Source organism: Variovorax sp. RTB1, assembly GCF_035018765.1.
GTDB lineage: Bacteria > Pseudomonadota > Gammaproteobacteria > Burkholderiales > Burkholderiaceae_C > Variovorax.
Genome location: NZ_JASJXG010000005.1, coordinates 43,670 through 69,696, shown reverse-complemented (window position 1 = coordinate 69,696; position 26,027 = coordinate 43,670). Strand labels below are relative to the sequence as shown.

The 26,027-nt window shown below is 63.1% G+C and carries 31 protein-coding genes; 7 read left to right on the top strand and 24 right to left on the bottom strand.

Annotation, left to right across the window (positions count from 1 at the left end; all coding sequences use genetic code 11):
- Positions 1–6 precede the first annotated feature (6 nt).
- The 10 genes from rplO to rplN are packed head-to-tail and all read right to left on the bottom strand — an operon-like array spanning position 7 to position 4,126.
- Positions 7–438 (bottom strand): 50S ribosomal protein L15, encoded by a 432-nt coding sequence (gene rplO / locus QN397_RS05475; RefSeq protein WP_187054109.1) that lies wholly within the window; start codon positions 436–438, stop codon positions 7–9.
- An 11-nt stretch (positions 439–449) separates the two neighbouring features.
- On the bottom strand, positions 450–635 hold the full coding sequence (rpmD, locus tag QN397_RS05470; RefSeq protein WP_187054108.1) for a 50S ribosomal protein L30: 186 nt from the start codon (positions 633–635) through the stop codon (positions 450–452).
- Between the two features lie 24 nt (positions 636–659).
- Positions 660–1,178 (bottom strand): 30S ribosomal protein S5, encoded by a 519-nt coding sequence (rpsE, locus tag QN397_RS05465; RefSeq protein ID WP_187054107.1) that lies wholly within the window; start codon positions 1,176–1,178, stop codon positions 660–662.
- 29 nt (positions 1,179–1,207) lie between these two features.
- Complete coding sequence (gene rplR, locus QN397_RS05460; RefSeq protein WP_187054852.1) at positions 1,208–1,573, bottom strand: 50S ribosomal protein L18; 366 nt, start codon at positions 1,571–1,573, stop codon at positions 1,208–1,210.
- A gap of 14 nt (positions 1,574–1,587) precedes the next feature.
- Positions 1,588–2,121 (bottom strand): 50S ribosomal protein L6, encoded by a 534-nt coding sequence (gene rplF, locus QN397_RS05455; RefSeq protein WP_323500372.1) that lies wholly within the window; start codon positions 2,119–2,121, stop codon positions 1,588–1,590.
- 25 nt (positions 2,122–2,146) lie between these two features.
- Entirely contained in the window at positions 2,147–2,542 is a 396-nt protein-coding gene (rpsH, locus tag QN397_RS05450; protein WP_187054106.1) for a 30S ribosomal protein S8, read from the bottom strand.
- A 20-nt stretch (positions 2,543–2,562) separates the two neighbouring features.
- Positions 2,563–2,868, bottom strand: coding sequence for a 30S ribosomal protein S14 (rpsN, locus tag QN397_RS05445; RefSeq protein ID WP_068630277.1), 306 nt, complete (start codon positions 2,866–2,868; stop codon positions 2,563–2,565).
- Between the two features lie 8 nt (positions 2,869–2,876).
- Positions 2,877–3,416, bottom strand: a complete 540-nt coding sequence (gene rplE / locus QN397_RS05440) for a 50S ribosomal protein L5 (RefSeq protein ID WP_187054105.1) — start codon at positions 3,414–3,416, stop codon at positions 2,877–2,879.
- A gap of 11 nt (positions 3,417–3,427) precedes the next feature.
- Positions 3,428–3,745, bottom strand: a complete 318-nt coding sequence (gene rplX / locus QN397_RS05435) for a 50S ribosomal protein L24 (RefSeq protein ID WP_187054104.1) — start codon at positions 3,743–3,745, stop codon at positions 3,428–3,430.
- 12 nt (positions 3,746–3,757) lie between these two features.
- On the bottom strand, positions 3,758–4,126 hold the full coding sequence (gene rplN / locus QN397_RS05430; protein WP_187054103.1) for a 50S ribosomal protein L14: 369 nt from the start codon (positions 4,124–4,126) through the stop codon (positions 3,758–3,760).
- A 259-nt stretch (positions 4,127–4,385) separates the two neighbouring features.
- On the opposite strand from rplN, the gene QN397_RS05425 reads away from it, so the two are divergent.
- Positions 4,386–5,549, top strand: coding sequence for an esterase-like activity of phytase family protein (locus QN397_RS05425; RefSeq protein ID WP_323500304.1), 1,164 nt, complete (start codon positions 4,386–4,388; stop codon positions 5,547–5,549).
- Positions 5,546–6,403 carry a pyrroline-5-carboxylate reductase gene (gene proC, locus QN397_RS05420; protein ID WP_323500303.1) on the top strand — a complete coding sequence of 286 codons (858 nt, stop codon included), beginning with the start codon at positions 5,546–5,548 and terminating at the stop codon, positions 6,401–6,403. The genes QN397_RS05425 and proC overlap by 4 nt, the downstream gene beginning before the upstream one ends.
- A gap of 36 nt (positions 6,404–6,439) precedes the next feature.
- Here proC and ubiA read toward each other — a convergent pair whose 3' ends face one another.
- The 5 genes from ubiA to QN397_RS05395 form a co-directional block, all read right to left on the bottom strand.
- Complete coding sequence (gene ubiA, locus QN397_RS05415) at positions 6,440–7,303, bottom strand: 4-hydroxybenzoate octaprenyltransferase (RefSeq protein WP_323500302.1); 864 nt, start codon at positions 7,301–7,303, stop codon at positions 6,440–6,442.
- Positions 7,304–7,390: 87 nt separating this feature from the next.
- Positions 7,391–7,975, bottom strand: a complete 585-nt coding sequence (locus tag QN397_RS05410; RefSeq protein WP_323500301.1) for a Dps family protein — start codon at positions 7,973–7,975, stop codon at positions 7,391–7,393.
- Between the two features lie 102 nt (positions 7,976–8,077).
- On the bottom strand, positions 8,078–9,043 hold the full coding sequence (locus QN397_RS05405; RefSeq protein ID WP_323500300.1) for a LysR substrate-binding domain-containing protein: 966 nt from the start codon (positions 9,041–9,043) through the stop codon (positions 8,078–8,080).
- Between the two features lie 43 nt (positions 9,044–9,086).
- A complete protein-coding gene (recG, locus tag QN397_RS05400) occupies positions 9,087–11,198 on the bottom strand; it encodes an ATP-dependent DNA helicase RecG (protein WP_323500371.1) in 2,112 nt (703 codons plus the stop codon).
- Between the two features lie 53 nt (positions 11,199–11,251).
- Positions 11,252–12,220, bottom strand: coding sequence for a TIGR01777 family oxidoreductase (locus QN397_RS05395; protein ID WP_323500299.1), 969 nt, complete (start codon positions 12,218–12,220; stop codon positions 11,252–11,254).
- Positions 12,221–12,357: 137 nt separating this feature from the next.
- Between QN397_RS05395 and queA the strand changes: the two genes are divergently transcribed.
- The 3 genes from queA to tgt are packed head-to-tail and all read left to right on the top strand — an operon-like array spanning position 12,358 to position 15,832.
- The gene (gene queA / locus QN397_RS05390; RefSeq protein WP_323500370.1) at positions 12,358–13,419 is read left to right on the top strand and encodes a tRNA preQ1(34) S-adenosylmethionine ribosyltransferase-isomerase QueA; all 1,062 of its coding nucleotides are present in this window, start codon (positions 12,358–12,360) and stop codon (positions 13,417–13,419) included.
- On the top strand, positions 13,416–14,639 hold the full coding sequence (locus QN397_RS05385; protein ID WP_323500298.1) for a PQQ-dependent sugar dehydrogenase: 1,224 nt from the start codon (positions 13,416–13,418) through the stop codon (positions 14,637–14,639). The genes queA and QN397_RS05385 overlap by 4 nt, the downstream gene beginning before the upstream one ends.
- Positions 14,636–15,832 carry a tRNA guanosine(34) transglycosylase Tgt gene (tgt, locus tag QN397_RS05380; RefSeq protein ID WP_323500297.1) on the top strand — a complete coding sequence of 399 codons (1,197 nt, stop codon included), beginning with the start codon at positions 14,636–14,638 and terminating at the stop codon, positions 15,830–15,832. Before QN397_RS05385 ends, tgt begins: the two co-directional genes overlap by 4 nt.
- Before the next feature lie 34 nt (positions 15,833–15,866).
- On the opposite strand, the gene QN397_RS05375 is transcribed toward tgt, so the two are convergent.
- Complete coding sequence (locus QN397_RS05375; protein ID WP_323500296.1) at positions 15,867–16,805, bottom strand: aldose 1-epimerase; 939 nt, start codon at positions 16,803–16,805, stop codon at positions 15,867–15,869.
- Positions 16,806–16,891: 86 nt separating this feature from the next.
- Here QN397_RS05375 and QN397_RS05370 point away from each other — a divergent pair, with 86 nt between their 5' ends.
- Entirely contained in the window at positions 16,892–17,704 is an 813-nt protein-coding gene (locus QN397_RS05370) for an SDR family oxidoreductase (protein WP_323500295.1), read from the top strand.
- 93 nt (positions 17,705–17,797) lie between these two features.
- Here QN397_RS05370 and QN397_RS05365 read toward each other — a convergent pair whose 3' ends face one another.
- From QN397_RS05365 to QN397_RS05340, 6 genes are all read right to left on the bottom strand, one after another.
- Positions 17,798–18,190, bottom strand: coding sequence for a DUF3597 domain-containing protein (locus tag QN397_RS05365; protein ID WP_323500294.1), 393 nt, complete (start codon positions 18,188–18,190; stop codon positions 17,798–17,800).
- Between the two features lie 124 nt (positions 18,191–18,314).
- Positions 18,315–19,430: a serine endopeptidase gene (locus QN397_RS05360; RefSeq protein ID WP_323500293.1), complete on the bottom strand. Its 1,116-nt coding sequence runs from the start codon at positions 19,428–19,430 to the stop codon at positions 18,315–18,317.
- Positions 19,431–19,436: 6 nt separating this feature from the next.
- Positions 19,437–19,661, bottom strand: coding sequence for a hypothetical protein (locus QN397_RS05355; protein ID WP_323500292.1), 225 nt, complete (start codon positions 19,659–19,661; stop codon positions 19,437–19,439).
- Between the two features lie 252 nt (positions 19,662–19,913).
- Positions 19,914–20,483: a phosphatase PAP2 family protein gene (locus QN397_RS05350; protein WP_323500291.1), complete on the bottom strand. Its 570-nt coding sequence runs from the start codon at positions 20,481–20,483 to the stop codon at positions 19,914–19,916.
- A 64-nt stretch (positions 20,484–20,547) separates the two neighbouring features.
- Entirely contained in the window at positions 20,548–22,512 is a 1,965-nt protein-coding gene (locus QN397_RS05345; RefSeq protein ID WP_323500290.1) for an MFS transporter, read from the bottom strand.
- Positions 22,513–22,535: 23 nt separating this feature from the next.
- Positions 22,536–23,432, bottom strand: coding sequence for a hypothetical protein (locus QN397_RS05340; protein WP_323500289.1), 897 nt, complete (start codon positions 23,430–23,432; stop codon positions 22,536–22,538).
- Between the two features lie 158 nt (positions 23,433–23,590).
- Here QN397_RS05340 and QN397_RS05335 point away from each other — a divergent pair, with 158 nt between their 5' ends.
- Positions 23,591–24,322 (top strand): helix-turn-helix domain-containing protein, encoded by a 732-nt coding sequence (locus QN397_RS05335; RefSeq protein ID WP_323500288.1) that lies wholly within the window; start codon positions 23,591–23,593, stop codon positions 24,320–24,322.
- A 73-nt stretch (positions 24,323–24,395) separates the two neighbouring features.
- On the opposite strand, the gene QN397_RS05330 is transcribed toward QN397_RS05335, so the two are convergent.
- Both QN397_RS05330 and QN397_RS05325 read right to left on the bottom strand, forming a co-directional pair.
- The gene (locus tag QN397_RS05330; RefSeq protein WP_187054087.1) at positions 24,396–25,112 is read right to left on the bottom strand and encodes a response regulator transcription factor; all 717 of its coding nucleotides are present in this window, start codon (positions 25,110–25,112) and stop codon (positions 24,396–24,398) included.
- A gap of 25 nt (positions 25,113–25,137) precedes the next feature.
- Positions 25,138–25,659: a hypothetical protein gene (locus QN397_RS05325; RefSeq protein ID WP_323500287.1), complete on the bottom strand. Its 522-nt coding sequence runs from the start codon at positions 25,657–25,659 to the stop codon at positions 25,138–25,140.
- Between the last annotated feature and the right edge of the window lie 368 nt (positions 25,660–26,027).

The window sequence follows — 26,027 nt, the reverse complement described above, 5'->3', positions numbered from 1 at the left end:
AGGAAATCAGGCGACGCTGCCGCCGGCAGCTTCAATTGCAGCCTTGGCGCCGGCAGTAGCGCCCACGCCCGTCAGCTTGACAGCCTTGGTAAGCTCGCCGGTCTTAATGATCTTGACGACCTTGATCATCTGACTGACCAGACCTGCTTGCTTGAGCGCCAGCATGTCGACTTCAGCAAGACCGAGTTGCTCGAGAGCAGTCAACGTGACTTCAGCGTTGTACTTCAGCAGATGCGACTTGAAGCCGCGCTTAGGCAAGCGCCGTTGCAAAGGCATTTGACCGCCTTCGAAACCAACCTTGTGGAAGCCGCCTGCGCGCGACTTTTGACCTTTGTGACCGCGACCTGCGGTCTTGCCGATACCGGAGCCGATACCGCGACCGACACGACGCTTTGCGTGCTTCGCGCCGGCGGCCGGCTTGATGCCATTGAGTTCCATATCAGTCTCCCTTACAGAACTTTGACCAGATAACTGATCTTGTTGATCATTCCGCGCACTGCGGGTGTGTCTTGCAGCTCACTCACGCTGTTGATCTTGCGCAGGCCGAGGCCACGCACGGTCGCGCGATGCGATTCCTTGGTGCCGATCGGGCTCTTTACCAAGGTCACCTTGAGGGTTGTTTGTTGCGTCGTCATGGGAGTCTTCTGGTGTCTCTTCGCTTACGCGAAGATTTCTTCGACGGTCAGGCCGCGCTTGGCAGCGACTTGCGATGCCGTGGTCGAGTTCTTCAGACCGTCGAGCGTTGCGCGAACCATGTTGTAGGGGTTTGAAGAACCATGGCTCTTGGCCACGATGTCTGTGATGCCCAGGACTTCGAACACAGCGCGCATCGGGCCGCCAGCGATGATGCCAGTGCCCTTTGGGGCCGGAATCATGACAACCGATGCAGCGCCATGATGACCGGTCACGCGATGATGCAGTGTGCCGTTCTTGATCGAAATCTTGAAGAGGTTGCGACGCGCTTCTTCCATAGCCTTTTGCACTGCAGCCGGCACTTCCTTCGATTTGCCCTTGCCCATGCCGACCTTGCCGTCGCCGTCACCGACCACGGTGAGTGCTGCGAAACCGAGGATCCGACCACCCTTCACCACCTTGGTGACGCGGTTGATCGCGATCATCTTCTCGCGCAGACCGTCTTCCGGTCCTTCGTTCTGGGTGCGTGCTTGAATTTTTGCCATCTTGAATTCCTTGAACTCGCTGCTTGCGCTTAGAACTGCAGGCCGGCTTCGCGTGCCGCTTCAGCCAACGCCTTGACGCGGCCGTGGTACGCAAAACCTGCACGGTCGAAAGCGACCTTGTCAACGCCGGCCGCTTTCGCCTTTTCAGCGATGCGCTTGCCAACCGCGGTAGCGGCAGCGGCGTTGCCGCCCTTGCCTGCGCCGCCTAACGACGTGCGAACTTCGGCTTCGGCCGTCGATGCAGTCGCAATCACCTTGGAGCCGTCGTCGGAAATGACCGTGGCGTAGATGTGCAGGTTGGTGCGGTTCACCGTGAGGCGGGCGACGCCCTGGGTCGCGATACGAATGCGGGTCTGGCGCGAGCGGCGCAGACGCTGTGCTTTTTTGGTCAACATCATTTTGCTGCCCCTTATTTCTTCTTGGTCTCTTTGATCACGATCTTCTCGTCCGAATACCGGATGCCCTTGCCCTTGTAAGGCTCAGGTGGACGAACAGCTCGGATCTCGGCGGCGATCTGGCCGACGCGTTGGCGATCGGCACCCTTGATCACGATTTCAGTCGGGGTCGCAGTGGTTACCGTGATGCCTTGAGGCATTTCGATATTAACCGGGTGCGAGTAACCGACTTGCAGATTCAACTTGTTATTGGATGCAGCGGCCTTGTAGCCGACACCGACCAAATTGAGCTTCTTTTCGAAGCCCTTGGTGACGCCGACAACCATATTGTTGACCAGCTGGCGCAACGTGCCGCTCATCGCATTCGCTTCACGCGAATCGTTAGCGGGTTCGAAATTGAGCTTGCCGTCATTGCTGACGACTTTGACCAACACATTGCGATGCAGGCTGAGCGTTCCGCCCGAGCCTTTGACGCTGATCTGGTCTTCCTTGATCGACACATCCACACCTGCGGGGATGGTGACCGGCATTTTTCCTACGCGGGACATTTTCAGTGACTCCTCGATGTCTCGGTTAGGCGACGTAGCACAGGACTTCGCCACCGACACCGGTAGCGCGCGCCTTGCGGTCTGTCATCACGCCCTGGGGGGTCGTGACGATGGCGACGCCGAGGCCGTTCTGGACTTGTGGAATGGCAGCGCTGCCCTTGTAGACGCGCAGGCCGGGGCGGCTCACACGCTCGATGCGCTCGATGACCGGGCGACCAGCGTAGTACTTCAAGGTGATGACCAGTTCGGACTTACCGGACTCAGTCTTGACCTCGAAACCATCGATATAGCCTTCGTCTTTCAGCACCTGTGCGATCGCGACCTTCACTTTGGAAGACGGAATCGACACATTGGGCTTCGCCACCATCTGCGCGTTACGGATACGCGTCAGCAGGTCGGCAATGGGATCACTCATGCTCATGTTGTTTGCTCCTGCCGGGCTTACCAGCTGGCCTTGGTGACACCGGGGATGTCGCCAGCGAAAGCCAGTTCACGGATCTTGGCGCGAGCCAGACCGAATTGACGGAACGTGCCGCGAGGACGACCGGTGATGGCGCAACGATTGCGTTGACGCGTAGGGTTCGCATTGCGCGGGAGCTTTTGCAGACCCAGACGGGCTGCGGCGCGCTCTTCGTCGCTCTTCTTGGCATCGTTTGCGATTGCCTTGAATTCCGCGTGCTTTGCAGCGTACTTGGCGACCAAGTTGTCGCGCTTGAGTTCGCGCTGGATCAAAGATTGTTTAGCCACGGTTCGCCTCAGTTCTTGAACGGGAAACGGAAACCAGCGAGAAGCGCCTTGGCTTCTTCGTCGGTCTTGGCCGTTGTCGTGATGCTGATGTTGAGACCGCGCAAGGCATCGACCTTGTCGTATTCGATCTCAGGAAAAATGATCTGCTCTTTGACGCCGATGTTGTAGTTGCCACGACCGTCGAAAGCACGGCCGGAAATGCCGCGGAAGTCGCGAACACGCGGCAGCGCCACGGTCACGAAACGGTCCAGGAACTCATACATCTGCACACCGCGCAGCGTGACCATGCAACCGATCGGCTGCATTTCCCGAATCTTGAATCCGGCGATGGCCTTCTTCGACTTGGTGACGACTGGCTTCTGGCCGGCGATCTTCGTCAGGTCAGCGACAGCATTGTCGAGAACCTTCTTGTCGGCAACCGCTTCACCCACACCCATGTTGAGCGTGATTTTGGTGATGCGCGGTACCTGCATCGGCGACTTGTAGCCGAACTTTTCGATCAAGTCTTTGGAGACTTTTTCGCGGAAGTGTTTTTGGAGACGTGCCATGTGAGTACCCCTTAGGCGATCTTGATTTCGTCGCCGCTGGACTTGAAGACGCGAAAGCGCTTGCCGTCCGCGATCTTGATGCCCACACGATCGGCCTTGCCGGTCGCGGCATTGAAGATCGCCACGTTGGATTGGTGGATGGGCATGGTCTTTTCGACGATGCCACCGGTAGTACCCTTGAGCGGGTTCGGTTTGGTATGCTTCTTGACGGTGTTGATGCCGTCGACGATCAGATGCGAGTCGTCCTTGCGCAGCGAAACGACACCGCGCTTACCCTTGTCACGACCGGCCAACACGATAACCTGGTCGCCTTTGCGAATCTTGTTCATGCGTTGTTGTCCTTACAGAACTTCGGGAGCCAGCGACACGATCTTCATGAACTTTTCGGTGCGCAACTCGCGCGTCACCGGTCCGAAGATGCGGGTGCCGATCGGCTCCAGCTTGGCATTGAGCAACACGGCTGCGTTGCTGTCGAATTTGACGAGGGAACCGTCGGCACGGCGAATGCCCTTGGCAGTACGAACCACGACTGCGCTGTAGATCTCGCCTTTTTTGACGCGACCACGCGGAGCGGCTTCCTTGATGCTGACCTTGATAACGTCGCCCACGCTGGCGTAACGTCGCTTGGAGCCACCCAGCACCTTGATACACAGAACGGATTTCGCCCCTGTGTTGTCGGCTACTTCGAGCCTGGATTCAGCTTGGATCATTTCGAATAGTTCCCAACTTGTACCGATGCGAACCCGAAGGCGGATTCACTGCAGTCAGTCTTGGGCCCGTCGTCCGCACCCCGAACCACTCGGGGCACTTCCGCTGGGCAGAAGCTTCACTCGTTTAGAGCGAAGCCTACGATTGTGCCATGCGTTCGACGGTGCGTCAACTGCGCTTGGCCGATGGAAGCCAGAAACTAGACTGGCGTCTGTGCATACCAAGCAACACAACGACCCGCACCAAGCCATCTCGACGGCGATGACGCGTCGCCGCCTGCTTGCCATGCTGCTCTCGGCAAACCCAATCGTCTTCGGGTTGACTGCCTGTAACGGTTCGTCGAGCGGCCAGTGGACCGCCGGTCCGCTTTCACCCGTCCGCTTGCGCCTGCTCGCTGAAGCCCGTTGGCCGCACCGGATCCAAATAGCGGAAACGCCCACGGGCGGCCTCTCAGGAATCGACTTCGACGCCGCGAACAGTGAGTACCTGCTATTGAGTGATGACCGGTCGGATCTTGCGCCAGTTCGGTTTTATACGGCGCGGTGGCGTGACCCGGCCACCGCGCCGCCCGAACCAGTTTCCGTCGTTTTCCTGCAGCGTCCGGGCAGCGGGCCGTGGCCAGGGCGCGCCAAGGCCGTCGAGGGCACGCCCGTTCCGGATCCGGAGTCCCTGAGGTTGCGTCCTGCGACAGGCACGATTCTTTGGTCCAGCGAAGGCGACGTGGCGCGCGGCTTCGGCCCGGCGCTTTATGAATCGACACGCGATGGCCGCTTCCTGCGCGAGTTCACGTTGCCTTCGATGTTCAAAGCCGACCCCTCCAGGCGACGCGGACCACGCGACAACCTCGGGTTCGAAGGCCTTGCCCTGACGCCGGACGGCCGCCACGCTTGGCTGGCGATGGAAAACGCTCTGATAGAGGACGGGCCCGTGCCAACACTCGAAGCCCCCGGTGGGCCCTGCCGCTTCACGCAGATCGATCTCGCTTCGGGCCGCGCAACGCGACAGATCGCCTACATCCCTGACGCCATCCCGCAACGCCCTACCGTTCCGGGTGGCTTCGCGGACAACGGCGTTAGCGAGGTGCTGATGATCGATGCACACCGCATGCTGGTTCTGGAGAGGGCGTACGCGTTCGGCGTCGGCAATTCATTGCGTCTCTACGAGATCGACACGAGCACCGCCAGCGACGTGCTGGCGCTCGATACTTTGACGCCATCCAACCATCGCCCAGCGAACAAGACGCTCGTCGCCGACTTTGCGACGCTAGGCCTTTCGCGCCTCGACAACAGTGAGGGCATGTGCTGGGGCCCGCCGCTGGCCAACGGGCGCCGCACGCTGGTGGTCGTCAGCGACGACAATTTCAATCCGCTGCAAATTACCCAATTCGCCGCATTCGAGTTCATCGACCGACCCATGACCACATGACCATCGCCGTCACCTTCCTGCCCCGCAACGCCGCCACACCACTCCCACCGATCGCCTTCATCGGTGGCGGCAACATGGCGAGCGCCATCATCGGTGGCTTGATTCGCCAAGGCACGGTGGCCGGCACTTTCGAGGTGGTCGAGCCATTCGACGAGGCCCGAACGCGGCTTGCAAATGAGTTTGGCATCGCAGCTCTGACTGAAGCGAACCCTGCGCTCGCGCGCTGCGCCGTCGTCGTGTGGGCCGTCAAGCCGCAAACCTTTGCGGACGCGGCGAAACCGGTACGCGCCTTCGCACCCGATGCGCTTCACCTCAGCGTCGCGGCGGGCATTACCTCGGACAGCATCGCGCGCTGGCTGGGCAGCGAGCGCATCGTGCGCGCCATGCCCAACACGCCAGCGCTCGTAGGCCAGGGCATGACCGGCCTTTTCGCCCGACCGGCAACGAGCAGCGAAGACCGCGCGCTCGTCGCACAGCTGCTGGCACCGACCGGCGAACTGCTCTGGGTCGACGCTGAAAGCGATCTCGACGCCGTGACGGCGATGTCCGGTTCGGGCCCGGCCTACGTCTTCTATTTCATCGAAGCAATGACAGAGGCGGGCATCGAGATGGGATTGCCTGCCGACCAGGCGCAGCGCCTGGCCATCGGCACCTTCACCGGCGCATCGGCGTTGGCCCAGAGCGCAACGGAGGCTCCGTCGGTGTTGCGACAGCGGGTGACGTCGAAGGGTGGAACGACCTACGCTGCCATCAAGTCGCTTGAAGCCGCTGACGTAAAAGCCCAGTTCAAGACCGCCATTCTCGCGGCGCAAAAACGCGCGGCAGAGTTGGGAGAAGAATTCGGCAAAGGCTGATTGCCGGCCGAAGCCAGCCTTTCGAGCGAAGCGCGCTCAGCGCAGGGCGTAGCCGGCAACGACCCCTGCGAACACAGTGAAGCCGAGCCAATGGTTCAGGCGAAACGCCTTGAAGCAGCCGTCGCGCGTGCGCGTGCGAACCAATCGCCAGTGCCAGACGGCTTGCGCAGCAGCCAGGGCAATAGCGATGAAGAAGACCAGGCCCAGACCGCGGCTCGCACCCGCAATGGTCCACAGCAACAGAAAAGCCGCATAGCTCGCCACGACCGCAGCAACATCGAAGCGCCCAAAGGTGATGGCAGAGGTCTTCATGCCGATCTTCAAGTCGTCGTCGCGGTCGACCATGGCGTATTCCGTGTCGTAGGCCAGCACCCAGAACAGATTGCCCACGAGCAGCAGCAAGACGAAGGCCGGCACTGCCGACTGCACTGCCGCGAACGCCATCGGGATGCCGAAGCTGAAAGCTATGCCGAGAACCGCCTGCGGGATCGAGACGAAGCGCTTCGCGAAGGGATACGCGAGCGTGATGGCGAGCGCCGCGAATGACCAGAGGACGGTCAGCCGATTGGTTGTGAGCACCAGAGCAAAAGCAAGCAGCGCCAGCACTGCCCCCAGCGTCAATGCTTCTCTCACCGACACCGCGCCGCTCGTCACCGGCCTCTGTGCGGTGCGCTTCACATGGCGATCGAAATCACGATCGGCCACGTCGTTGATGCAGCAGCCCGCGCTGCGCATCAGAAACGTGCCGAGCACGAACACGATCACCAAGTGCCACCCCGGCCAACCATCGGCGGCGAACCAAAGCGCACCCAGCGTGGGCCAGAGCAGCAGCAACCAACCGGCGGGCCGATTCCAGCGAATCAGATCAAGGTAGCCATGCCACCCACTTAGCTTGCTCACTTCATATAGCCGCTTCCCCGCCCGAGGGGGCAACGCCAGCGGCCCGGCAAAGGCTGTTTCGCGGCGTTTCTCGAACAGGCCATCGCCTCAGTCTTCAAGCAGCGAACGCAGCATCCACGCCGTCTGGTCGTGCACGGTGCAGCGCGCGGTCAGCATGTCGGCGGTCGGGTCGTCGCCGGCTTCTTCGGCCACCGGAATGAACTCGCGCGCAATGCGCGAGACGGTTTCGTGGCCCTTGACAAGAATGCGGACCATCTCCATCGCCTTCGGCGGTTGCTGCGGCACATCGGGCACGGTAGCGATCTTGCTGAATTCGGCATACGAGCCCGGCGCGTAGTGGCCGAGTGCGCGGATGCGTTCTGCAATCACGTCAGTCGAATTCCAAAGCTCGGTGTACTGACCCATGAACATCGCGTGCAGCGAGTTGAAGTGCGGGCCGGTCACGTTCCAATGGAAATTGTGCGTCGTGAGATAGAGCGTGTAGGTGTCTGCCAGCACGCGGCTCAAACCCTCGGCTATGTCCGCGCGGTCTTGCCGTTCGATCCCGATGTTGATGATCGGCGCGTTGCGACTGCCCGACTCCGTCGACACCACCGTTCCGCCCTTCTTGGGCACCTTGCCGGACGCAGCCACGGGGTTGGACGATTTAGCTTTCTTCAGATCTTTGGTCATGACGATGTGATCTCTTTTCGATGTGAGTTCAAAATTAAGATTCTGTGAGCAGAGCGCTGGTACCGCAACAGCACGTCGCTATGGCAGCGATGGTCTGTGCCTTCAAGACAGCCGCTTCACACCCGGAAGCTCGCACGCATAGATCGCATTGCGCAGCGCGGCGATCGCCTCGTAGCGTGTGAAGCTGCGGCGCCATGCCAGCACCACGCGGCGCGTCGGCGGCTCGCGGCCTTCGCCATCGACGACCGGAAGGTAGCGCACCATCTGCTCGTTGTCTTTCTTGCCCTTGCCTCTGGGCTTGAGCGCCTCTGCTGGCACCGACAGCCGCGGCACCAACGTGACACCCATGCCGGAAGCCACCATGTGCTTGATGGTTTCCAGAGACGAGCCTTCGAAGCTCTTGCGGATGCCTTCGGCATTGCTCGAAAAGCGCGCGAACTCGGGGCAGACTTCCAGCACGTGATCGCGAAAGCAATGGCCAGTTCCGAGCAGCAGCATCGTCTCGTTGCGCAGTTCGTCGGAAGTGATCGAATCCTTCACCGCTAGCTTGTGGTTGATCGGCAGTGCGGCCATGAAGGGCTCGTCGTACAGCGCGGCCATTGCCAGGCCGTTGTCCGGAAAAGGCTCGGCCATGATGGCGCAATCGATCTCGCCGGCGCGCAGCATTTCGAGCAGCTTCACGGTGAAGTTTTCTTGCAGCATCAGCGGCATTTGCGGCGTGCGGGTGATCACCTGGCGCACCAGGTCGGGCAACAGGTAAGGGCCGATCGTGTAGATCACGCCGAGGTTCAATGCGCCGGCCAGCGGGTCTTTGCCTCGCTTGGCAATCTCCTTGATGCTGGCGGCCTGATCGAGCACGCTCTGCGCCTGCTGCACGATCTGCTCGCCCAGCGGTGTGACCGTGACCTCGCCTGCGCTGCGCTCGAACAGCTTCACTTCGAGTTCGTCCTCGAGCTTCTTGATGGCGACCGACAGCGTGGGCTGAGAGACGTAGCAGGATTCGGCGGCCTTGCCGAAGTGGCGTTCGCGCGCCACTGCGACGATGTATTTGAGTTCGGTAAGGGTCATAGCTTCCGACAATTATGCGCAGTCGCCCCGTAGTCTAGCGAGCTCATGCTTTGAGATATTCGGCTTTGGTGCCGAGCCAGCGGTCCACGTGCTTCTGCGCTAGCTCAGGGTATTGATCCAGCATACGAGGCGCGAGATCTCGCGCCCAATCGAGCAGCAACGCGTCTGTTTCGAGATCGGCAAAGCGAAGCAGGGGCGCGCCGGATTGCTTCGCCCCGAGAAACTCGCCGGGTCCGCGAATCTCGAGGTCGCGACGTGCGATCTCGAAGCCGTCGCCGGTTTCCGCCATTGCCTTCAAGCGCGCGCGCGCCGCCTCGCCGACGCGGCCGGCTTCGTTCGGCGCGTAGAGCAAAACGCAGGCCGATGCCGCTGTGCCGCGACCAACCCGCCCGCGCAACTGGTGCAACTGCGACAGCCCAAAGCGCTCCGCGTGCTCGATCACCATCAGCGACGCATTAGGCACATCGACGCCGACTTCGATCACCGTCGTACTGACGAGCACCTGGATCTGATTGGCGGTGAAGGCAGCCATCACCGCCTGCTTGTCTGGCGTCGACATGCGCGAATGCAGCAGACCTACATGGACCAGCTGACCCAGCACGTCTGCCAGCTCGTCGCGCGTTTCTGTCGCATTGCGCAAATCGACCGCTTCGCTTTCTTCGATCAACGGACAGACCCAGTAGACCTGCCGCCCTTGCGAAAGCTGCGCCTGAATGCGCGCGACGACTTCGTCGCGGCGGTGGTCCGCCACCAGCTTGGTGACGATGGGCGTGCGGCCGGGCGGCAGCTCATCGAGCGTGGACACATCGAGATCGGCAAAGTAACTCATCGCCAGCGTGCGCGGAATCGGCGTGGCGCTCATCATCAGCAAGTGGGGCTCGAGGTGCCCGACGGCCTTGCCGCGCAACGCCAGCCGTTGCGCCACACCGAAGCGATGCTGCTCGTCGATGATGGCCAACGCCAGTCGCCTGAAGCGCACCTTCTCCGAGATAACGGCGTGCGTACCGATGACCAGCGCCGCCTCGCCGCTTTCCACCGCTGCCGACATGACGTCGCGCTCCTTCTTCTTCTGGCTGCCGGTCAGCCACGCCACGCGCAAGCCGCGCTCCGCGAGCAAGGGATCGAGCCAGCCCACCAACTTGCCAAAGTGCTGCGACGCCAGGATCTCGGTCGGCGCCATCAGCGCGCATTGAAAGCCGGCGTCGATACAGCGTGCGGCCGCCAGCGCAGCGACCACTGTCTTGCCGGAGCCGACATCGCCCTGCAGCAGCCGGTGCATCGGAATCGACCGTTCCAGGTCGCGCGTGATCTCTTCGCCGACTCGCTGCTGCGCGCCGGTCAGGCCGAACGGCAGCACCGCCATCAACTGCGCGTACAACGAAGTGGCGGACGTCATCGACCGCAGCGGAGGTGCCTGCTGCGCGGCGCGCTCGCGCCGTGCCTGCAACTGCGACAGCTGTTGTGCCAACAACTCTTCGGCCTTGATGCGCTGCCAGGCAGGATGACTACGATCTTCCAGCGTTGCCATCGCCACGTCGGGCGTCGGGTAGTGCAGAAACGACAGCGCGCGCCGCAAGTCCCACACCTCTTGCGCATCGATCGAAATCCCGACGGACTCCGGCACGGTCTCGTCTAGCGCAGCACGCGCGAGGCCCGATCTCACCTCGCGCCGCAGCACCGGTTGCGCGAGCCCGGCGATGGTCGAGTAGACCGGCGTCAGCGCATCGGGCAACGAAGTGCCTGCCGCCTTGACGGTCGGATGCATCATCGTGCGGCCGATAAACCCGCCGCGCACCTCGCCGCGCACCCGCACCCGCGCTCCGACTTCGAGCTGCTTTTGCTGTGATGGATAGAAGTTGAAGAAGCGCAGCTGGCAGGTGTCGCTGCCGTCGTCGATGTTCACGAGCAGCTGGCGGCGCGGACGAAACGCGACTTCGCTTTCGGTCACCACGCCTTCGACCTGCGCCAGGTCGCCTTCGCGCGTGTCGGCCAACCGCACGATGCGCGTTTCGTCTTCGTAGCGCATCGGCAGGTAGAGCGCGAAGTCGATGTCGCGCACGAGGCCGAGCTTGCGCAGTGCGCGCTGAACGAGGCTGAGCCCGGCGCCAGGTGGCGCGGGTGCTCCGGCTGCAGCCGCGGGCGTCGCGACCGCCATACCCGCCGTCGCCGGCGCTGACTTGTTTTTCCGGAGCGACGCCTTGGGCACGGTCAGCAAAGATCCTGCAACGCGCTCAGCGCATCCGGGAAGCGAAAGCGGAAGCCGGTTCTCTCGAGGTTCGCCGGCACCACGCGCTGCCCTTCGAGCAGCACGTCCGCCTGCTCGCCCAGCGCCAGCCGGACCGGCCAAGCTGGGGTCGGCAGCCAGCAGGGCCGATGCAGAACCTGCGCCGCGGTACGCGCGAACGCCTCCTGCGAGAGGTGACCCGGCGCAGTGAAGTTATAGGCCTGCGGTGCCAGCGGGGCATCGGGCTGCGCCGCGACGCGCCACACGTGCGCCATGCCGCGAACAATGTCATGCACGTGAATCCACGACGTGCATTGCCGCCCTGTTCCCAACCGTCCACCGGCGCCGAGCCGGATCGGCGCAAGCAGTTTGGGCAGCGCCCCGCCATGACCCAGGACCAGGCCGAACCGCAGACACGCCACGCGCACGCCATGGCGTGCCGCCGTGTGCGCTGCGGCCTCCCAGCGCTGGCACAAAAGCGACATGAAGATGTTTTGCGGCGGGCTCGACTCCGTCAGCTCGGCAGTGTCGTCTTGTGACTGCACCCCGTAATAGCCGATGGCCGATCCCGACAGCATCAGCCAAGGCTTGACCGCCCGCGTGCCGATCCAGGCGACCAGCTTTTGCGTCAGCCCTTCACGACTGGCCAGCAACTCGGCTCGACGGTGTGTGGTCCAGCGCGGGCCGATGACGGGCGCGCCCGCCAGGTTGACGATCACATCGACGGCCGGCGCGGGCGGGATTTCTTCGAGCCGCCGGACGCAGCGCACGCCCGTGCCGAAGAGCTGCGTGGCCGCCGTCGCATCGCGCGTCCAGACGCTGACCGAGTGCCCGTCGGCCTGCAGCGCCTCGATCAGCAGTCGACCGATGAACCCGGTCCCGCCGGTGACCAGCACATGGGCGGGACCTGTGCCGAAACGAACCGGCGCCGCGAAGTCGGATGAAGAGATCATGCAATCGATTCTGCCGCCTGAACAAGATTTGAGTTTGGGAACCGGTGGCGTTGAATCGGGGGTGGGACAATCCGTCCTGATTTTTTCCCGGCACACTCGCCGCCACCTTGGAACGGGCCTGTCCAGCCCTCAAGCGCATGCGCAACTTCACGCTCTCCGATTTCGACTTCGATCTGCCCCCTGAACTGGTGGCACAACACCCGGCCCTCGAACGCACGTCGTCCCGCCTGCTAGATAGCACCGCGGCTACAGCGGGCTCAGCAGGCACGGCGGTCGATCGCATCTTCAAGGACCTGCCTTCGCTGCTGCGCGCGGGCGACCTGCTGGTCTTCAACGACACGCGCGTCGTCAAGGCCCGCCTCTTCGGCGAGAAACCGACCGGCGGCAAGCTCGAGCTGCTGGTCGAGCGCGTGCTCACCGGCAACGAAGTCGTGGCTCACATGAAGGTCAGCAAAAAGCCGCTGGCCGGCACCACGCTGCAGATGGTCGGCGGCTTCAGCGCGACGCTGCTCGGACGCTGGCCCGATGAAAAAGGCGCGCTGTTCCGCTTTGCTTTCGGCAGTGAAGCCGACGAAGACCCGTACGCGCTCATGAGCCGTTGCGGTCACGTGCCCTTGCCGCCCTACATCACGCACACCGACTCGGCCGACGACGAGAGTCGCTACCAGACCGTGTTCGCGCGCGTGCCCGGCGCGGTCGCTGCGCCGACGGCCGCGCTGCACTTCGACGAAGCCCTGCTCGCAGAACTCGCAGCACGCGGCATCGAGCGCGCGAGCGTCACGCTGCACGTCGGCGCCGGCACCTTCCAGCCCGTCAAGACCGAGAACATCGCAGAGCACACGATGCACGCCGAGCGCTACGAAGTGCCCGAGGCCACGCAGCGCGCCATTGCCGCCTGCAAGGCACGCGGCGGCCGAGTCGTCGCCGTCGGCACGACCACGGTGCGCACGCTCGAATCGTGGGCGAGAAGCGGTGAGGCTTCGGGCGATACGCGCATCTTCATCACGCCCGGTTTCGCCTTCCAGCATGTCGATGTACTGGTCACCAACTTCCATTTGCCGAAGAGCACCTTGATGATGCTGGTCAGCGCCTTCGCCGGCTACGAACACGTGATGGGGCTGTATGCGCACGCCATCGCTCAGCACTATCGATTCTTCAGCTACGGCGACGCCATGCTTCTGGCGCGCGCACCGTCATGACCTTCACCCGCTTTGCATCCTTTGCCGCGCTGGCTTTGTGCGGGCTGGCGCCTTTCGCCGGTCAAGCACGCGGCTACACACCGCAAGGCATGTGCGGCGACTACGCACGGCTCGACATCACGAGTCCTACCGGCACCTGCGTCGCGCTGCTGGCCGATGAGGCCCAGGGCCTGCGCGCACCGCGCCGCATCCTCGAAGTAGCGCCGGGCCGCTACTGGGTGGTCGACATGGGCTCATGGGAGCCGCGCCATGGCCGACTGCTCGAGATGACGCTGCCGACCGACGGCCCGGCCCCGCGGCGGGCGCGGTTCACCGTACTGGCTGAGCAGCTCGATCGCCCTTTGGGACTCGTCATCGGACCGGATGGCAAGGCGTACATCGGGGAGTCGAGCGCGATCTGGCGCACGCCGATCCCTGCTCTCGGCGGCGCGCTGCAGCGCGAGCCGTTGATCGACGGCCTGCCCGGCAACGGCACGCATCCTCTCAAGGAACTGGCGTTCGCGCCGGACGGACATCTCTTCGTCAACGTCGGCTCAGATTCCGACAATTGCCGTGACACGTCGAAGCGTTTTCCCTTGCCCTGCCCCGACCTGGCCGGACCGAAGCCGCGCGCGGCGGTCTACGAAGCCGTGTTGGCGACGCCGGGTTTCAAGCTGCAAAGCTTCAAGCCGTTCGCTACCGGGCTGCGCAATTCGGTCGCGCTGACCGTCCTGCCCGACGGGCCGGCCAAGGGCACGGTGCTGCAAGGCGAGAACTCCATCGACTATGAAGAAGTCGGTCAGCCGCCCGAAGAACTCAACCGCCTGCAGGCCGGCCGCGATTACGGCTGGCCTTACTGCGTCGGCAATCGCCAGCCCGCGCGTGGCTACGAGAACCGGTACGACTGCAAGACGACCGAAGCTCCGCTCATGCTTTGGCCAGCGCACGTCGCGCCACTGCAGATGATGGTCGGCCCCACTGGCAGCCGCTTCGCCGGACAGGTTCTGGTCGCATGGCGCGGCCACCAACCGCCGGGTCACCGCGTGGTCGGCTACAAGCTCAACGCGCAGGGGCTGCCTTCAGGCAAGCCGATCGACTGGCTCTCGGGCTGGGACCCCAAGCCCGGCGTGCGCCCGATGGGCAAGCCCACCGGTATCAGCGTCGACCGCCAGGGCCGCCTGCTGGTGGTCGAGGACCTCAATCGCACCATCCTCATGTTGCTGCCCTCCCCGAAAAAATGACCGACACGTCCACCCTGCCCCGCCTGAAGTTCGACCTGCTCGCGACCGATGCAACCAGCCATGCGCGCCGCGGCACGCTCACCCTCAACCACGGCGTCGTTCAAACGCCCATCTTCATGCCCGTCGGCACGTACGGCACCGTCAAAGGCGTGATGCCGCGCAGCCTGGAAGAGATGGGCGCACAGATCATCCTGGGCAACACCTTCCATCTGTGGATGCGTCCGGGACTCGACGTGATGGCGAGCTTCGGCGGACTGCATCAGTTCGAGAAGTGGAACAAGCCGCTTCTCACCGACTCGGGCGGTTTCCAGGTGTGGTCGCTCGGTGCCATGCGCAAGATCAGCGAAGAAGGCGTCAAGTTCGCATCGCCCGTGAACGGCGACAAGCTCTTCTTGACGCCCGAAGTCTCGATGCAGATCCAGACCATCCTGAACAGCGATATCGCGATGCAGTTCGACGAGTGCACGCCGTACGACACGGCAGGCCACATCACGACCGAGGCCGAAGCGCGCACGTCGATGGCGCTCAGCCTGCGCTGGGCAGCGCGCTGCAAGACCGAGTTCGAGCGGCTAGACAACCCCAACGCGCTGTTCGGCATCGTGCAGGGCGGCATGTTCGAGAACCTGCGCGAAGAGTCGCTGGCCGCGCTGGTCGACATGGACTTTCCCGGCTATGCCATCGGCGGGGTGAGTGTCGGCGAGCCAAAGGAAGAGATGCTGCACATCATGGGGCACACGCCGCACCGGCTGCCCACGGACAAGCCGCGCTACCTGATGGGCGTCGGCACGCCGGAAGACCTGGTGCAGGGCGTTGCCGATGGCGTCGACATGTTCGACTGCGTGATGCCCACGCGCAATGCGCGCAACGGCACCATCTTCACGCGCTATGGCGACTTGAAGCTGCGCAACGCGCGCCACAAAACCGACCCGCAGCCACTCGATCCGAGCTGCACTTGCCACGCCTGCGCAGGCACATCAGGCGTGAGTTGGGACGATGGCGGGCGCGATGGCTTCAGCCGCGCTTACATGCACCACCTCGACCGCTGTGCCGAGATGCTCGGGCCGATGCTGTGCACCATCCACAACCTGCACTATTACCTGAACCTGATGCGAGAGATCCGCCAGGCGCTCGACGTGGGTCGCTTTGCGGAGTTCCGCGCGCAGTTCAAGTCCGTCCGCGCGCGCGGCATCTGAACGGAGCAGCGCCGGCACTGTCCGCCTGCCGCCCTCAGCTTTCGGGACGCAACGTCCAACGACCCGTCAACGATGCGCCCGGCGCCAGCACCGTGCCGCCCAAAGTCTCGACCGGGTAGCGGTCCGACAGGTTGATGGCGTCGGTGCATTGGCTTACCGGCTCGGCGCAAAAGTGGTCGGCGCCGCGCGGGCAATACAGCACGAAGAAATCCAGCGGCGACTCGGCCGCCATGACGATGGCGTGCCCGCTGCCGGGCCACTCGATGCGTGCGCTGTGCTGCCAGCCGGCAAAGTTGTTGTCGAGGTCGAGCGCATCGAGGCCGACGCCATCGCGCAGCATCGCCACCTCGGGTGTCGCTTCGAGCGCGACGGGCATCACCTCGGCATCGCCACGCCACATGGCGTCGGTCACGGTCTGCAGGCGCGTGCCCGGGTGGTGCGGAAAGTAAGGGTGGTGACCGATGCCGGCCGGCATCGCCACGTCATCACGGTTGGTCAGCGCAATCGTCGTAACCAGGCCAGTCGCATCGAGCTCGAAAACCTGCGATGCCTCGAAACGCCAGGGCCATGCAGCGCAGGCATCCACCTGCAATGAGAGCTTTACGCGCGCCGGCGTCGCCTCGTCGACCGTCCAGGACCGCAGCCACCCGAGGCCATGCAGTGGATGGCGACCTGAAGGCGAGGCGGGATGTCCGGGTGGCACGTCGATCTCCCGGACGCCGAAGCGGGCATGGCCATCGCGGATGCGATTGCACCAAGGCAACAGCGGATAACTCGCCATGCCAGACGGGTTGCGCTGCGCCAGTGCTGCTGGCGTCGCCGGCCGGAGCCAGTCAGTGCGCGCACCGTCGCGTTCGCTCCAGAAGGCAGCGATGGCGCCGCCGACCGATGGCGCCAGCGTCATACGCAGCGCGCCGGCTTCGAGATGCACCAGAGCATCGGCTGCCTGGTCCGGGACTTCGACTGGGTTCATGCAGGTCCTGCGGGCGAATCGCCTCGATCGCGGCATTCTCGTTCACACGGGTAGCGGGCGTGAACACGGTCGACGAAAATTGCAGCATGACATCGTCCATCGTGCCTTCGACTCCCCCGCCCTCGACCTCACCTTCCGCTTCGCTTTCGGCGCGATACCCATCGCTCGAAGGCCGCGTCGTGTTTATCTCCGGGGGTGCGACCGGCATCGGCGAAGCGCTGGTCAGCGCATTCCATGCGCAGGGCGCGAGAGTCGGCTTTTGCGACTTGGACGCCGTTGCCGGCGCCGCATTGGCTGCACGACTGAAAGGGCCCAATGCACCCCTCTTCTTGACCTGCGACGTCACCGATGTGGTTGCGCTGCACGGCGCGATCGACACGGTACGCAAACACTTTGGCCCGATCGGCGTGCTGGTCAACAACGCGGCGAACGACCGGCGCCACGACATGGCCGATGTCACCAGCGAAGACTTCGACCGGCTGGTCGCGGTCAACATCAAGCACCAGTTCTTCGCGGCGCAAGCAGTGGCCGGAGACATGCGCACGCTCGGCGGCGGATCGATCATCAACTTCGGCTCGATCAGTTGGATGATCAAGGGCGCCGGCTATCCGGTGTACCAGGCGTGCAAGGCTGCGGCACGCGGGCTCACGCGCTCGCTGGCGCGAGATCTGGGCAAGCAGAACCTCCGTGTCAATTCGATCGTGCCGGGCTGGGTGATGACGGAGCGGCAATTGCGCTTGTGGGTCAAGCCCGAGTCAGCGGCCGAGATCGATGCGGCCCAGTGCCTGCCGGGCCGCGTCATGGCTGAAGACATCGCCAGCATGGCGCTCTTTCTGGCTGCTGACGACTCGAAGATGTGCACAGCCCAGGACTACGTGGTGGATGCAGGCTGGACCTGATCTTGCCGACCATGCACCAAGCAAGAAGCCCGGCAAGCCGGGCTTCTTGCTGTCCGCATCCGGCATAAGCCGGAGCGCGGATGAGCGCGCAGGTCAGTCGCGCAGCTCAGCTGGCACCGTGCCGCCGTTGGCCGCCAGCTTGGTCATGACCTGGCGATGCAGCCAGATGTTCATCTTGGCGCTGTCGCTGGTGTCTTCGCCATAGCTCAGTTCAGCGGCGAGCTTCTTGCGCTCGTCCAGACTGCTGTCGAGGCCGAGCAGCTTCATCAAGTCGACGATCGAAGTGCGCCAGTTCAGGTTTTTGGCGCCCGGCATGGCGTCGAGCACAGCGGCCACGTCGCCCAGCGGAATGGCTGGTGGTGGTGCAGCCGCGGCCGGGGCACCGGCCGGCGCAGGTGCTGGCGTGGGAGCAGCAGCCGTGGCCGTAGCGTCAGCGGCATGGGCCGAAGGGAAAATCTTGGAAAGAATGCTGCCGAAAATGCTCATGTTTTTGCTCCGTCGAAGGTGAAGGATGGTGGTTGAATCGGGCCCTTCCCGAACCTGCCGTCGCCGCACCTTTCGGTGACCGCGAAGCAGCAGCGCGTTGTATCACGGGCCTGCGACGACCCTGTTACAACGCAGGCATCGGACCTGTCAGCGGACCGGCCGCCCTAGAGTCGGCCGGCGGGGTCACAGCCGAAGCCGTAGCCGACGCCGCAGCCGATGTACCGCAGGCATGGCAGAACTTCGAGAAGGCACTCTTGCGTGCGGCGCAATGCCCGCAGTGGTCGTACAGGCCGATGCCGCAATGCGGGCAAAAGTCGATGTCGGTGCTCTTCAAGTCGACCGGGCGCTCGCAACCGGGACACACGCTTTTGGCGAGCCGCGCGAGCGCCACGTCGTAGCTCAGCTCCTCGCGTCGGACTTGATCGGGCTGCTGCTCGGCCAGCTTTTGTTTAGCGAGGTAACGGTTGAGTCCGACGATCGCGTAGCGCCCCACCAGCACCGTGATGACGATGCCTACGATGTAGCGCACGTAACCGCCGTAGCTCGGCAGGTAAGGCACCAGCTCGACGAAAAATGCGAATAACGCGAAGTAGATGAAGCCCCAGACAAACGGCCAGTAGGTGCTCTTGCGCTTCTTCACGAAGAGCCAGCCGGCAACCGCGAGAAGTGGCAAGGTTAGCGCCAGTCGATAGCCGAACACGCGCAATTCGATACGCCGGTATTCGGCTTCGAGCTTGATGTTGGCATCGTGCTCGAGGACCCCGAGTTGTTCCTGCGCACGCTCCTGTGCTTGCCGCGCGTCGAGCGCGATCTGCTGCTGCGCGCTCAAGCGAACCTCGGCTTTGTCTTCGGCGGCCTTCAAAGCATCGAGCGCCTTGGTGCGTGCGATCAACTCGCTGTCCTGATCCGGCTGCGCGGTGGCGCGCCGAGTCGCGATCCAGTTACCGAAAGTCTCGCGCGCATTCCGGCTGGCTTGCTGCGCGACGTTGAGCTGCAACTCGGCCTGTTCAAGCTCTTGCGATGCCTTATGTTCTGCTGCCTCCGAGGTCTTGACGGTGGCGCGCAGCGGATCGGCCGCAGCATGATCGATGAAGTCGTCCATCTGGCGCACGCGCTCGACCTGCGGCAAATCGCCGACCAGCGTGCTGCCGAGGCCGATCAAGAACCCGGCGAACACCACCGACACCAGCCAAAGGCCGCGGCGAAACCATTTTTCGGAAAGACGTAAGGATTTGCTCATTTTTATTTACAGCGTAAGTGCGGTGATCGGGCCGAACGTGAGGGTGATCAGCTCATGGCTTTGAACTTCAGCATGGGCCGGCTTGGTCGGGAACAGAAAGAGCGCCGCCAAGCTGACAGCCAGCGCCAGCAGCACGATGCGCAACGCCGCCCACAGCACGCGCTGCCAGCGGGGCACCTTGGCAGCCCGCTCGGCCTCGTAAGACGCGAAGTTGGTGATTCGACGAATCACGTCAGCCTCTCCTTGTGCTGCAACGCACGGTCGATGACGCCGCCGGTATCGCCACGACAGCACTCGCTGTAGTGCTGACGGCGATCACGAGAATGGCAACTGGAGCGGTTCATGACGGTGAAGTGCCTCGCGGCATAGTGAAGGTGTGCGGATGATGGGTCGCACACCGCATGAAGGAGGCGAATTCATGCGCCGGTGGCGGCGCAATGGGCTCGTGGTATCCGCAGGAGATACCGCGCAGCGAGCAACGGCTCAGTGCCGATGAAGATCGTCGCGCGTAAAGGGCCGCTCGAGATGTGCGACCCGGACCGCGATCCGCTCGATCAGGTCTTGCGTCGGAGCGGGCGCTCCGATGGGCACGAACACCAGCGGCAGCGCCAAGCTGACCGCCACCCAGGGCCAGCGCAGCTTCGGGTGCGGCCGGTTGTGTTGAATCGCCAGAAAGGTGACGCTCACGATGCCCCCCATCAGGTAGCCCGCCAACACCTCGGAGATGGAATGGGCCTCGAGCACCAATCGAGAGACACCGATGACGAAGGCCAGCAACCAGCCGCCGATGGCGAAGGCCACACGCGGTGCGTGGCCCCAACGCGAGGCCATCAGCCACAACGCCACGGGCCAGATACTGGTCGCCAGCATGGTGTGTCCGCTGACGCCGGTGAAGTCGAGCCGCGCATTGCCGATGCCCCAGCCGAGGAACGCCAGCTTGGACGCAAACACGATGCTGCTGCCGAGCCCGAAGATCACGACCCAGCGGATCGCGCCGTTGCGGGTGCGTGGTGAGACGCCGAGCCAGACCGCGATCAGCGCGGCACAAGGCAACAGCAGACCGCTGTCGCCCAGAAGGGTCAGTAGATGCCAGCTCAGAAAGTGCTCCGTGGGTGCTTCATGCAGTCAACAGCGCACGCACGCGCTGTTGCAGTAGTTCGGGCTGGACGTCGGCCGGAGCCGCGGCGCTACCGACATTCAGGCCAACGCTGCTGAAGAGGCCACGCCGGAACGGCTTGACCATCGCCACGTTTTTATCTCCGCGCTTTTCAATGCGGCTGAAATAAGAGCCCCACAGGTTGGTCAGCGCCATCGGCACGACCGGCACCTCCATGCCCTCGCTGCGCGCCATGTCGACGATCTTCATGATGCCGCCCTTGAAAGGTTGCAACTCGCCATCGCGTGTGAGCGCACCTTCCGGAAAGATCGCCAGCAGGTCGCCTTCGCGCAGCACGCCAATGGCCTGTGCAAACGCCGACTCGTAGGCCGCAGGATTCTCTTTGTTCGGTGCAATCGGAATCGCCTTGGCCAGCTTGAAAAGCCAACCCAGCACCGGCACCTTGAAGATCTGGTGGTCCATGATGAAACGGATCGGTCGCGGGCTCGCGGCCATCAGCAGCACCGCATCGATGAAGCTCACGTGGTTGCAAACGAGGATAGCGGCGCCCTCGGTAGGAATGTTCTCGTCGCCGCACACCTTGAACCGATAGATGAAGCGCGACAACACCCAGGAGACGAAGCGCAACAGGTATTCCGGCACCAGCATGAAGATGTAGAAAGCGACGATGGCGTTGGCGATGCCGGTGAACAAGAAGATCTGCGGAATGGTGAAGCCGGCGCCGAGCAAGGCGCCGGCAATCACCGAACTCGCAATCATGAAAAGCGCGTTGAGGATGTTGTTGGCCGCGATGATGCGCGCGCGATGTGTCGGCTGGCTCCGCAACTGAATGAGCGCGTACATCGGCACGCTGTAGAGACCCGCGAACAGCGACAGGAGGCCGAGGTCGGCCATCGCGCGCCAGTGCGCCGGGCGCACTAAGAAGTCGCCGATACCCATCTCGGCCAGGGCCGGCAAGGCACGTGAAGCGAAGTACAGGTCGATCGCGAAAACGCTCATGCCGATCGCGCCCAACGGCACCAGGCCGATCTCGACCTGGCGCCGGCTCAACGTTTCGCACAACAGCGAGCCGGTGCCGATGCCGATCGAAAACACCACCAACAGCAGCGACGCCACTTGCTCGTCGCCGTGCAGCACTTCCTTGGCGAAGCTCGGAAACTGGCTCAGGAACACCGCACCGAAGAACCACATCCAGGAGATGCCGAGCAGCGACCTGAAAACCACCACGTTGCCGTGCGCCAATTTGAGGTTGCGCCAGGTTTCGCTGAACGGGTTCCAGTTGATGACGAGGTTGGGGTCGGTCGCGGGTGCGCGCGGAATCGCCTGCGCCACGCCGCGCCCGACCAATGCCAGCAACACGCAAGCGACCGCCACCGACGTGTGCCCGATCTGCGGCACCGCGACCAGCAACCCGCCCGCCACCTGGCCCAGCAAGATGGCCACGAAGGTGCCCATCTCGACCATGCCATTGCCGCCGGTGAGCTCTCGCGCATCGAGCACTTGCGGCAGGTAGGCGAACTTGACCGGGCCGAACAGCGTCGAGTGCAGCCCCATCAAAAACACGCAGCCCAGCAGCACGACCGCGTTGGCGCTCATGAAGCCCCATGCCGCAATGAGCATGATCACGATCTCGAGGTTCTTGACGAAGCGGATCATCTTCGTCTTGTCGAACTTGTCGGTGAGCTGGCCAGACGTCGCGGAAAACAAAAGGAACGGCAGGATAAACAGGGCACCGATCACCAGGCCCGCCATGGCCGGCGGCATCCAGCTCAACTGCAGCTGGTAAGTCACCATCACGGTGAAGGCGAACTTGAAGAGGTTGTCGTTGGCCGCGCCGGCGAACTGCGTCCAGAAGAAAGGTGCGAAACGCCGCTGCTTCAGCAACGCGAACTGGTTGGCGTGCGCGTTGGCGTCGGGCGTTTGCAAAGCTGGTGAGGCCGTGACGGCAGCAGCGGGTGTGGTCATTCGATGTGTCCCTCGCGGGCTCCTCAGGCCGTGATCGCGGCCGCGCCCGAATTGTGCCGCAGGGTCCTGCGCCCGACGGTCTGCAAAGCATGCAGCACGGGCAAGCCGGCAAGCGCCGCCGTGAGGTGCTTCACGCTGTGGCCCGACACGATGTGGTGGGTGGCCTCGTAGACCGCGTGGTCCGACAGCTCGAACAGCTTGGCGAGCGCGTAGAAAAAGATGACCCAACCGAGCTTGAGCCCCACCGCGCCCCCATTTCCGGACACTTCGGGCAACGGCTTGGTCAACGCCAGCATGAGCACCAGCGCCATGCCGCCGAACTGCACCGTGGCCCACGGCGCGACGTTGCCTGTTTCGAACCAGATCGCCACCGCCAGCAACCCGCCTGCCAATGTGGCCCAGGCGGCGGCCCAACCGGCACGCTGGCTTACCCTGTCGCACACGGCCAGTCCGATCAGTCCAGCGAAGGCGATCGCCATGCCGGCGCGGTCGGCAGCGAGCCGCAACGTGTCGGGCTGCAGGTGATAGACCACCGAGGCGACTGCGCAAGCGATCAGCCCGGCGAAGAACATCCAGGCGCAGTCGAAGCTGTTGCCCAGACGTTGGCTCACGCCGAGGTCGACGGGCTCTCCAGCCGATGCGGCTGTCGGCGTGGCAGACAGCTCCGGCCGATCGAGCCAACGAAGCCACCGCAGCCCCAGCAGGCCGATCGCGAGGAACGGCAGGTTGCTCAACACGTCAATCGCGTTCGGCAAACTGTGCCAGCCACGGTCATCGGCAAAAACAGAGACCGCGTCGGGCCCGCTGAACGCAGGGCACGCAACGGCGAAAAGCGCCAGCAATGCGAATGCGGCGAACAAGATGCGCTCGCGGCGAGTTGATGCGGGCAACGACAAGTCGGGCAAGGATGGCAGGTGCATGGTGGGCTCCGTAGGCGGGTAGTGGTTCGCGGTCGGCCGGAATTTAGGTTGTCAATCGCTCCGCAGGCATCGAAAATCGATACGGCGCAGTTATCCACGCCCATCGGTACCAAATTTCAGTACCAACACCTTCTTTGCCGAGACCAGACGTACACACCATGAGCACCACAGTCGACCTCGTCCTCGCCCTCAAGAACGAACTCAAGAGCGTTCGCATGACCTACGCCGATCTGGCGCGTGCGCTGGACATGGCGGAATCGAGCGTTAAACGCATGCTGGCCAAGGGCGACATGCCGCTATCGCGCGTCGACGCGATCTGTCGTGCGCTGAAGATGGATTTCGCCGAACTGGCGCGGCGTGTTGCCGATGCCCAGCCGCTGCTCAAGGAACTCACGCAGGAGCAGGAAAAAGCCGTGGTGCGCGACAAGAAACTGCTGCTGGTCGCCATCAGCGTGCTGAGCCAGTGGACGCTGGAGCAGATCGTCACTGCGTATCGGATCAGCGAGGCGGAGTGCATCGGCTGTTTGGCGCAGTTGGACCGCATCGGCATCATCGAACTGCGGCCGCTCAACCGGTATCGGCTGAAGCTTGCCAAGACTTTTCGCTGGCGGCCGCACGGGCCGGTGATGGAGTTCTTTCGCGAGAACGTGGTGCTGGACTACTACCGCGGCGGCTTCGACGGACCGGCGGAAGGACTGCTGCTGGTGCACGGATCGATCAGCCAATCATTGGCGCCGGCTTTTCTCGAACGACTGCAGCGCGTCGCGCAAGACTTCGCGCAGCAGCACCAGACCGACCAGAAGCTATCCCCGAAGGATCGCGAGGGCTACACGCTGCTGCTGGGCATGCGCAACTGGGAGTTCGAACTGTTCACGCGCTTGCGGCGCTAGCGCTTTCGGCATCGCACTGCCGACGACAAAGCAGATGCTGCCTACAGAAACACTCCGCCAAGACGGCGCACGTTCAGCCCTCCACTCGCAATCGTTCCAGCCGATATCCGAAGCCATAGACCGCCTGTAGCTGAAATCCGTTCTCGACCGTGAGACCGAGTTGGGTGCGTACGCGCGATACGTGCGTGTCGATGGTGCGTGCCATGGCTTGGCCATTCCAGATCGCCTGGTTCAGGTGCTCCCGCGACAGCGGACTACCGAAGTGCTTGAACAGCAAACGGGCGACTTCGAACTCTTTGTGCGTGAGCTTCACTGCAACACCGTCACGCGTCACGACCCGCTGCGCTGCATCGAAGTGCATGCCTTCGGTCTGCTCGACGCTTTGCGTGAGGGTCGGTACCGTCAAACGGCGCATCAGCACGTTGATGCGGGCCAGCAGTTCGAAGGGTCGGCACGGTTTGACGAGGTAGTCGTCGGCGCCGCCGTTGAGCGCTTGCACCGTTTCGAATTCGCCGGCGCGCGCAGTCAACATCAGCACCGGCACGTTGGAGCCCATGTCGCCCCTCACTCGTCGCAGTACTTCATAGCCCGAAAGACCGGGCACGTTCCAGTCGAGCATCAGCAAGTCGAAGCTGTCTCGCTGCAGCAGGTCGTAGAAGGCATCGCCATTGGCCAGGTGCACAACATCGTGCGCATTGCGCCGAAGCAGATCCGTGACCGTATCGGCTTCGTCGATCGAGTCTTCGAGCAAGGCCACGCGCAGGCGCGCTTCTGAGGGTCCGCCGAACAAAGCGTTCGATCCCACAGGCTGCACATCAGCTCCGACGGGTCATTGGCGGCACTGTTTCGTTTTGGTACCAATCTGCCGGCTTGACACCCCACATGGCGTGAAGACGCGACAACCGTTGCTGAAGCTCGTCGTCGCTCGCGGGAAGCAGCAAGAAGTCGTTGCGCTCGCTGCCCATCACGTGGGTCGCCAGTTCGACCTGGTTCGGCTGCATGAGCAGCGCGATCGGCGTTTGTGCCCCTGCCAGTCGACACAACAAATCGAGCTCTGTCCGAGCGCTTGCGTTCGAGCCGGCAAAGCTCACAACCAGCATCCCGAACTGTTGCCCTGAAACGTAGCAAGACAACAGATCGCTCGCACAGTCGAATGGCGCCGCAAGAAGCCGAAGCCCTTTGAGAATCTTCCAGGTGCGGGCACGTGTGCTCCCGAGCGGGTCGAGCAATGCGATCGTCTTTGCGGATGAACCGGTGTCGTACGCGTATGGCTGCGCCGTGCTGGACGACATTGCGCTGCCGCTGGTGCTGGCGCTGACCGGGGTGAGCGCGGGCATTACCGATCGCCCGTCACTTCGACATTGGCGACGCCGCTTTCATCAGTCCAGATGGAACGGTGAGACTTGTTCATTGTGAAATTCCTCCCCGGTGACCGGGATTTTTTGTGTGACAGGCTTGAAACTGAGGCGATTGTGTTCAGCCTCTACATAAGAGGAAAGGGGATGACACAGTTCTTGACACGCTTCTGTGACATACCGCCAAAACAAAAATTGAAATGTAAAAGTCCTCACATTCACATGTGAATGACATGTGACTTTTCGGGACGATCGAATGGCGAATTAGTGCAGGTGTGGTCGAAGAGAACTTGCGACACAACAGAAAAAGTGCGAAGCGAAGTCAGCGCGCGAATGGCACCGAGCGGTGA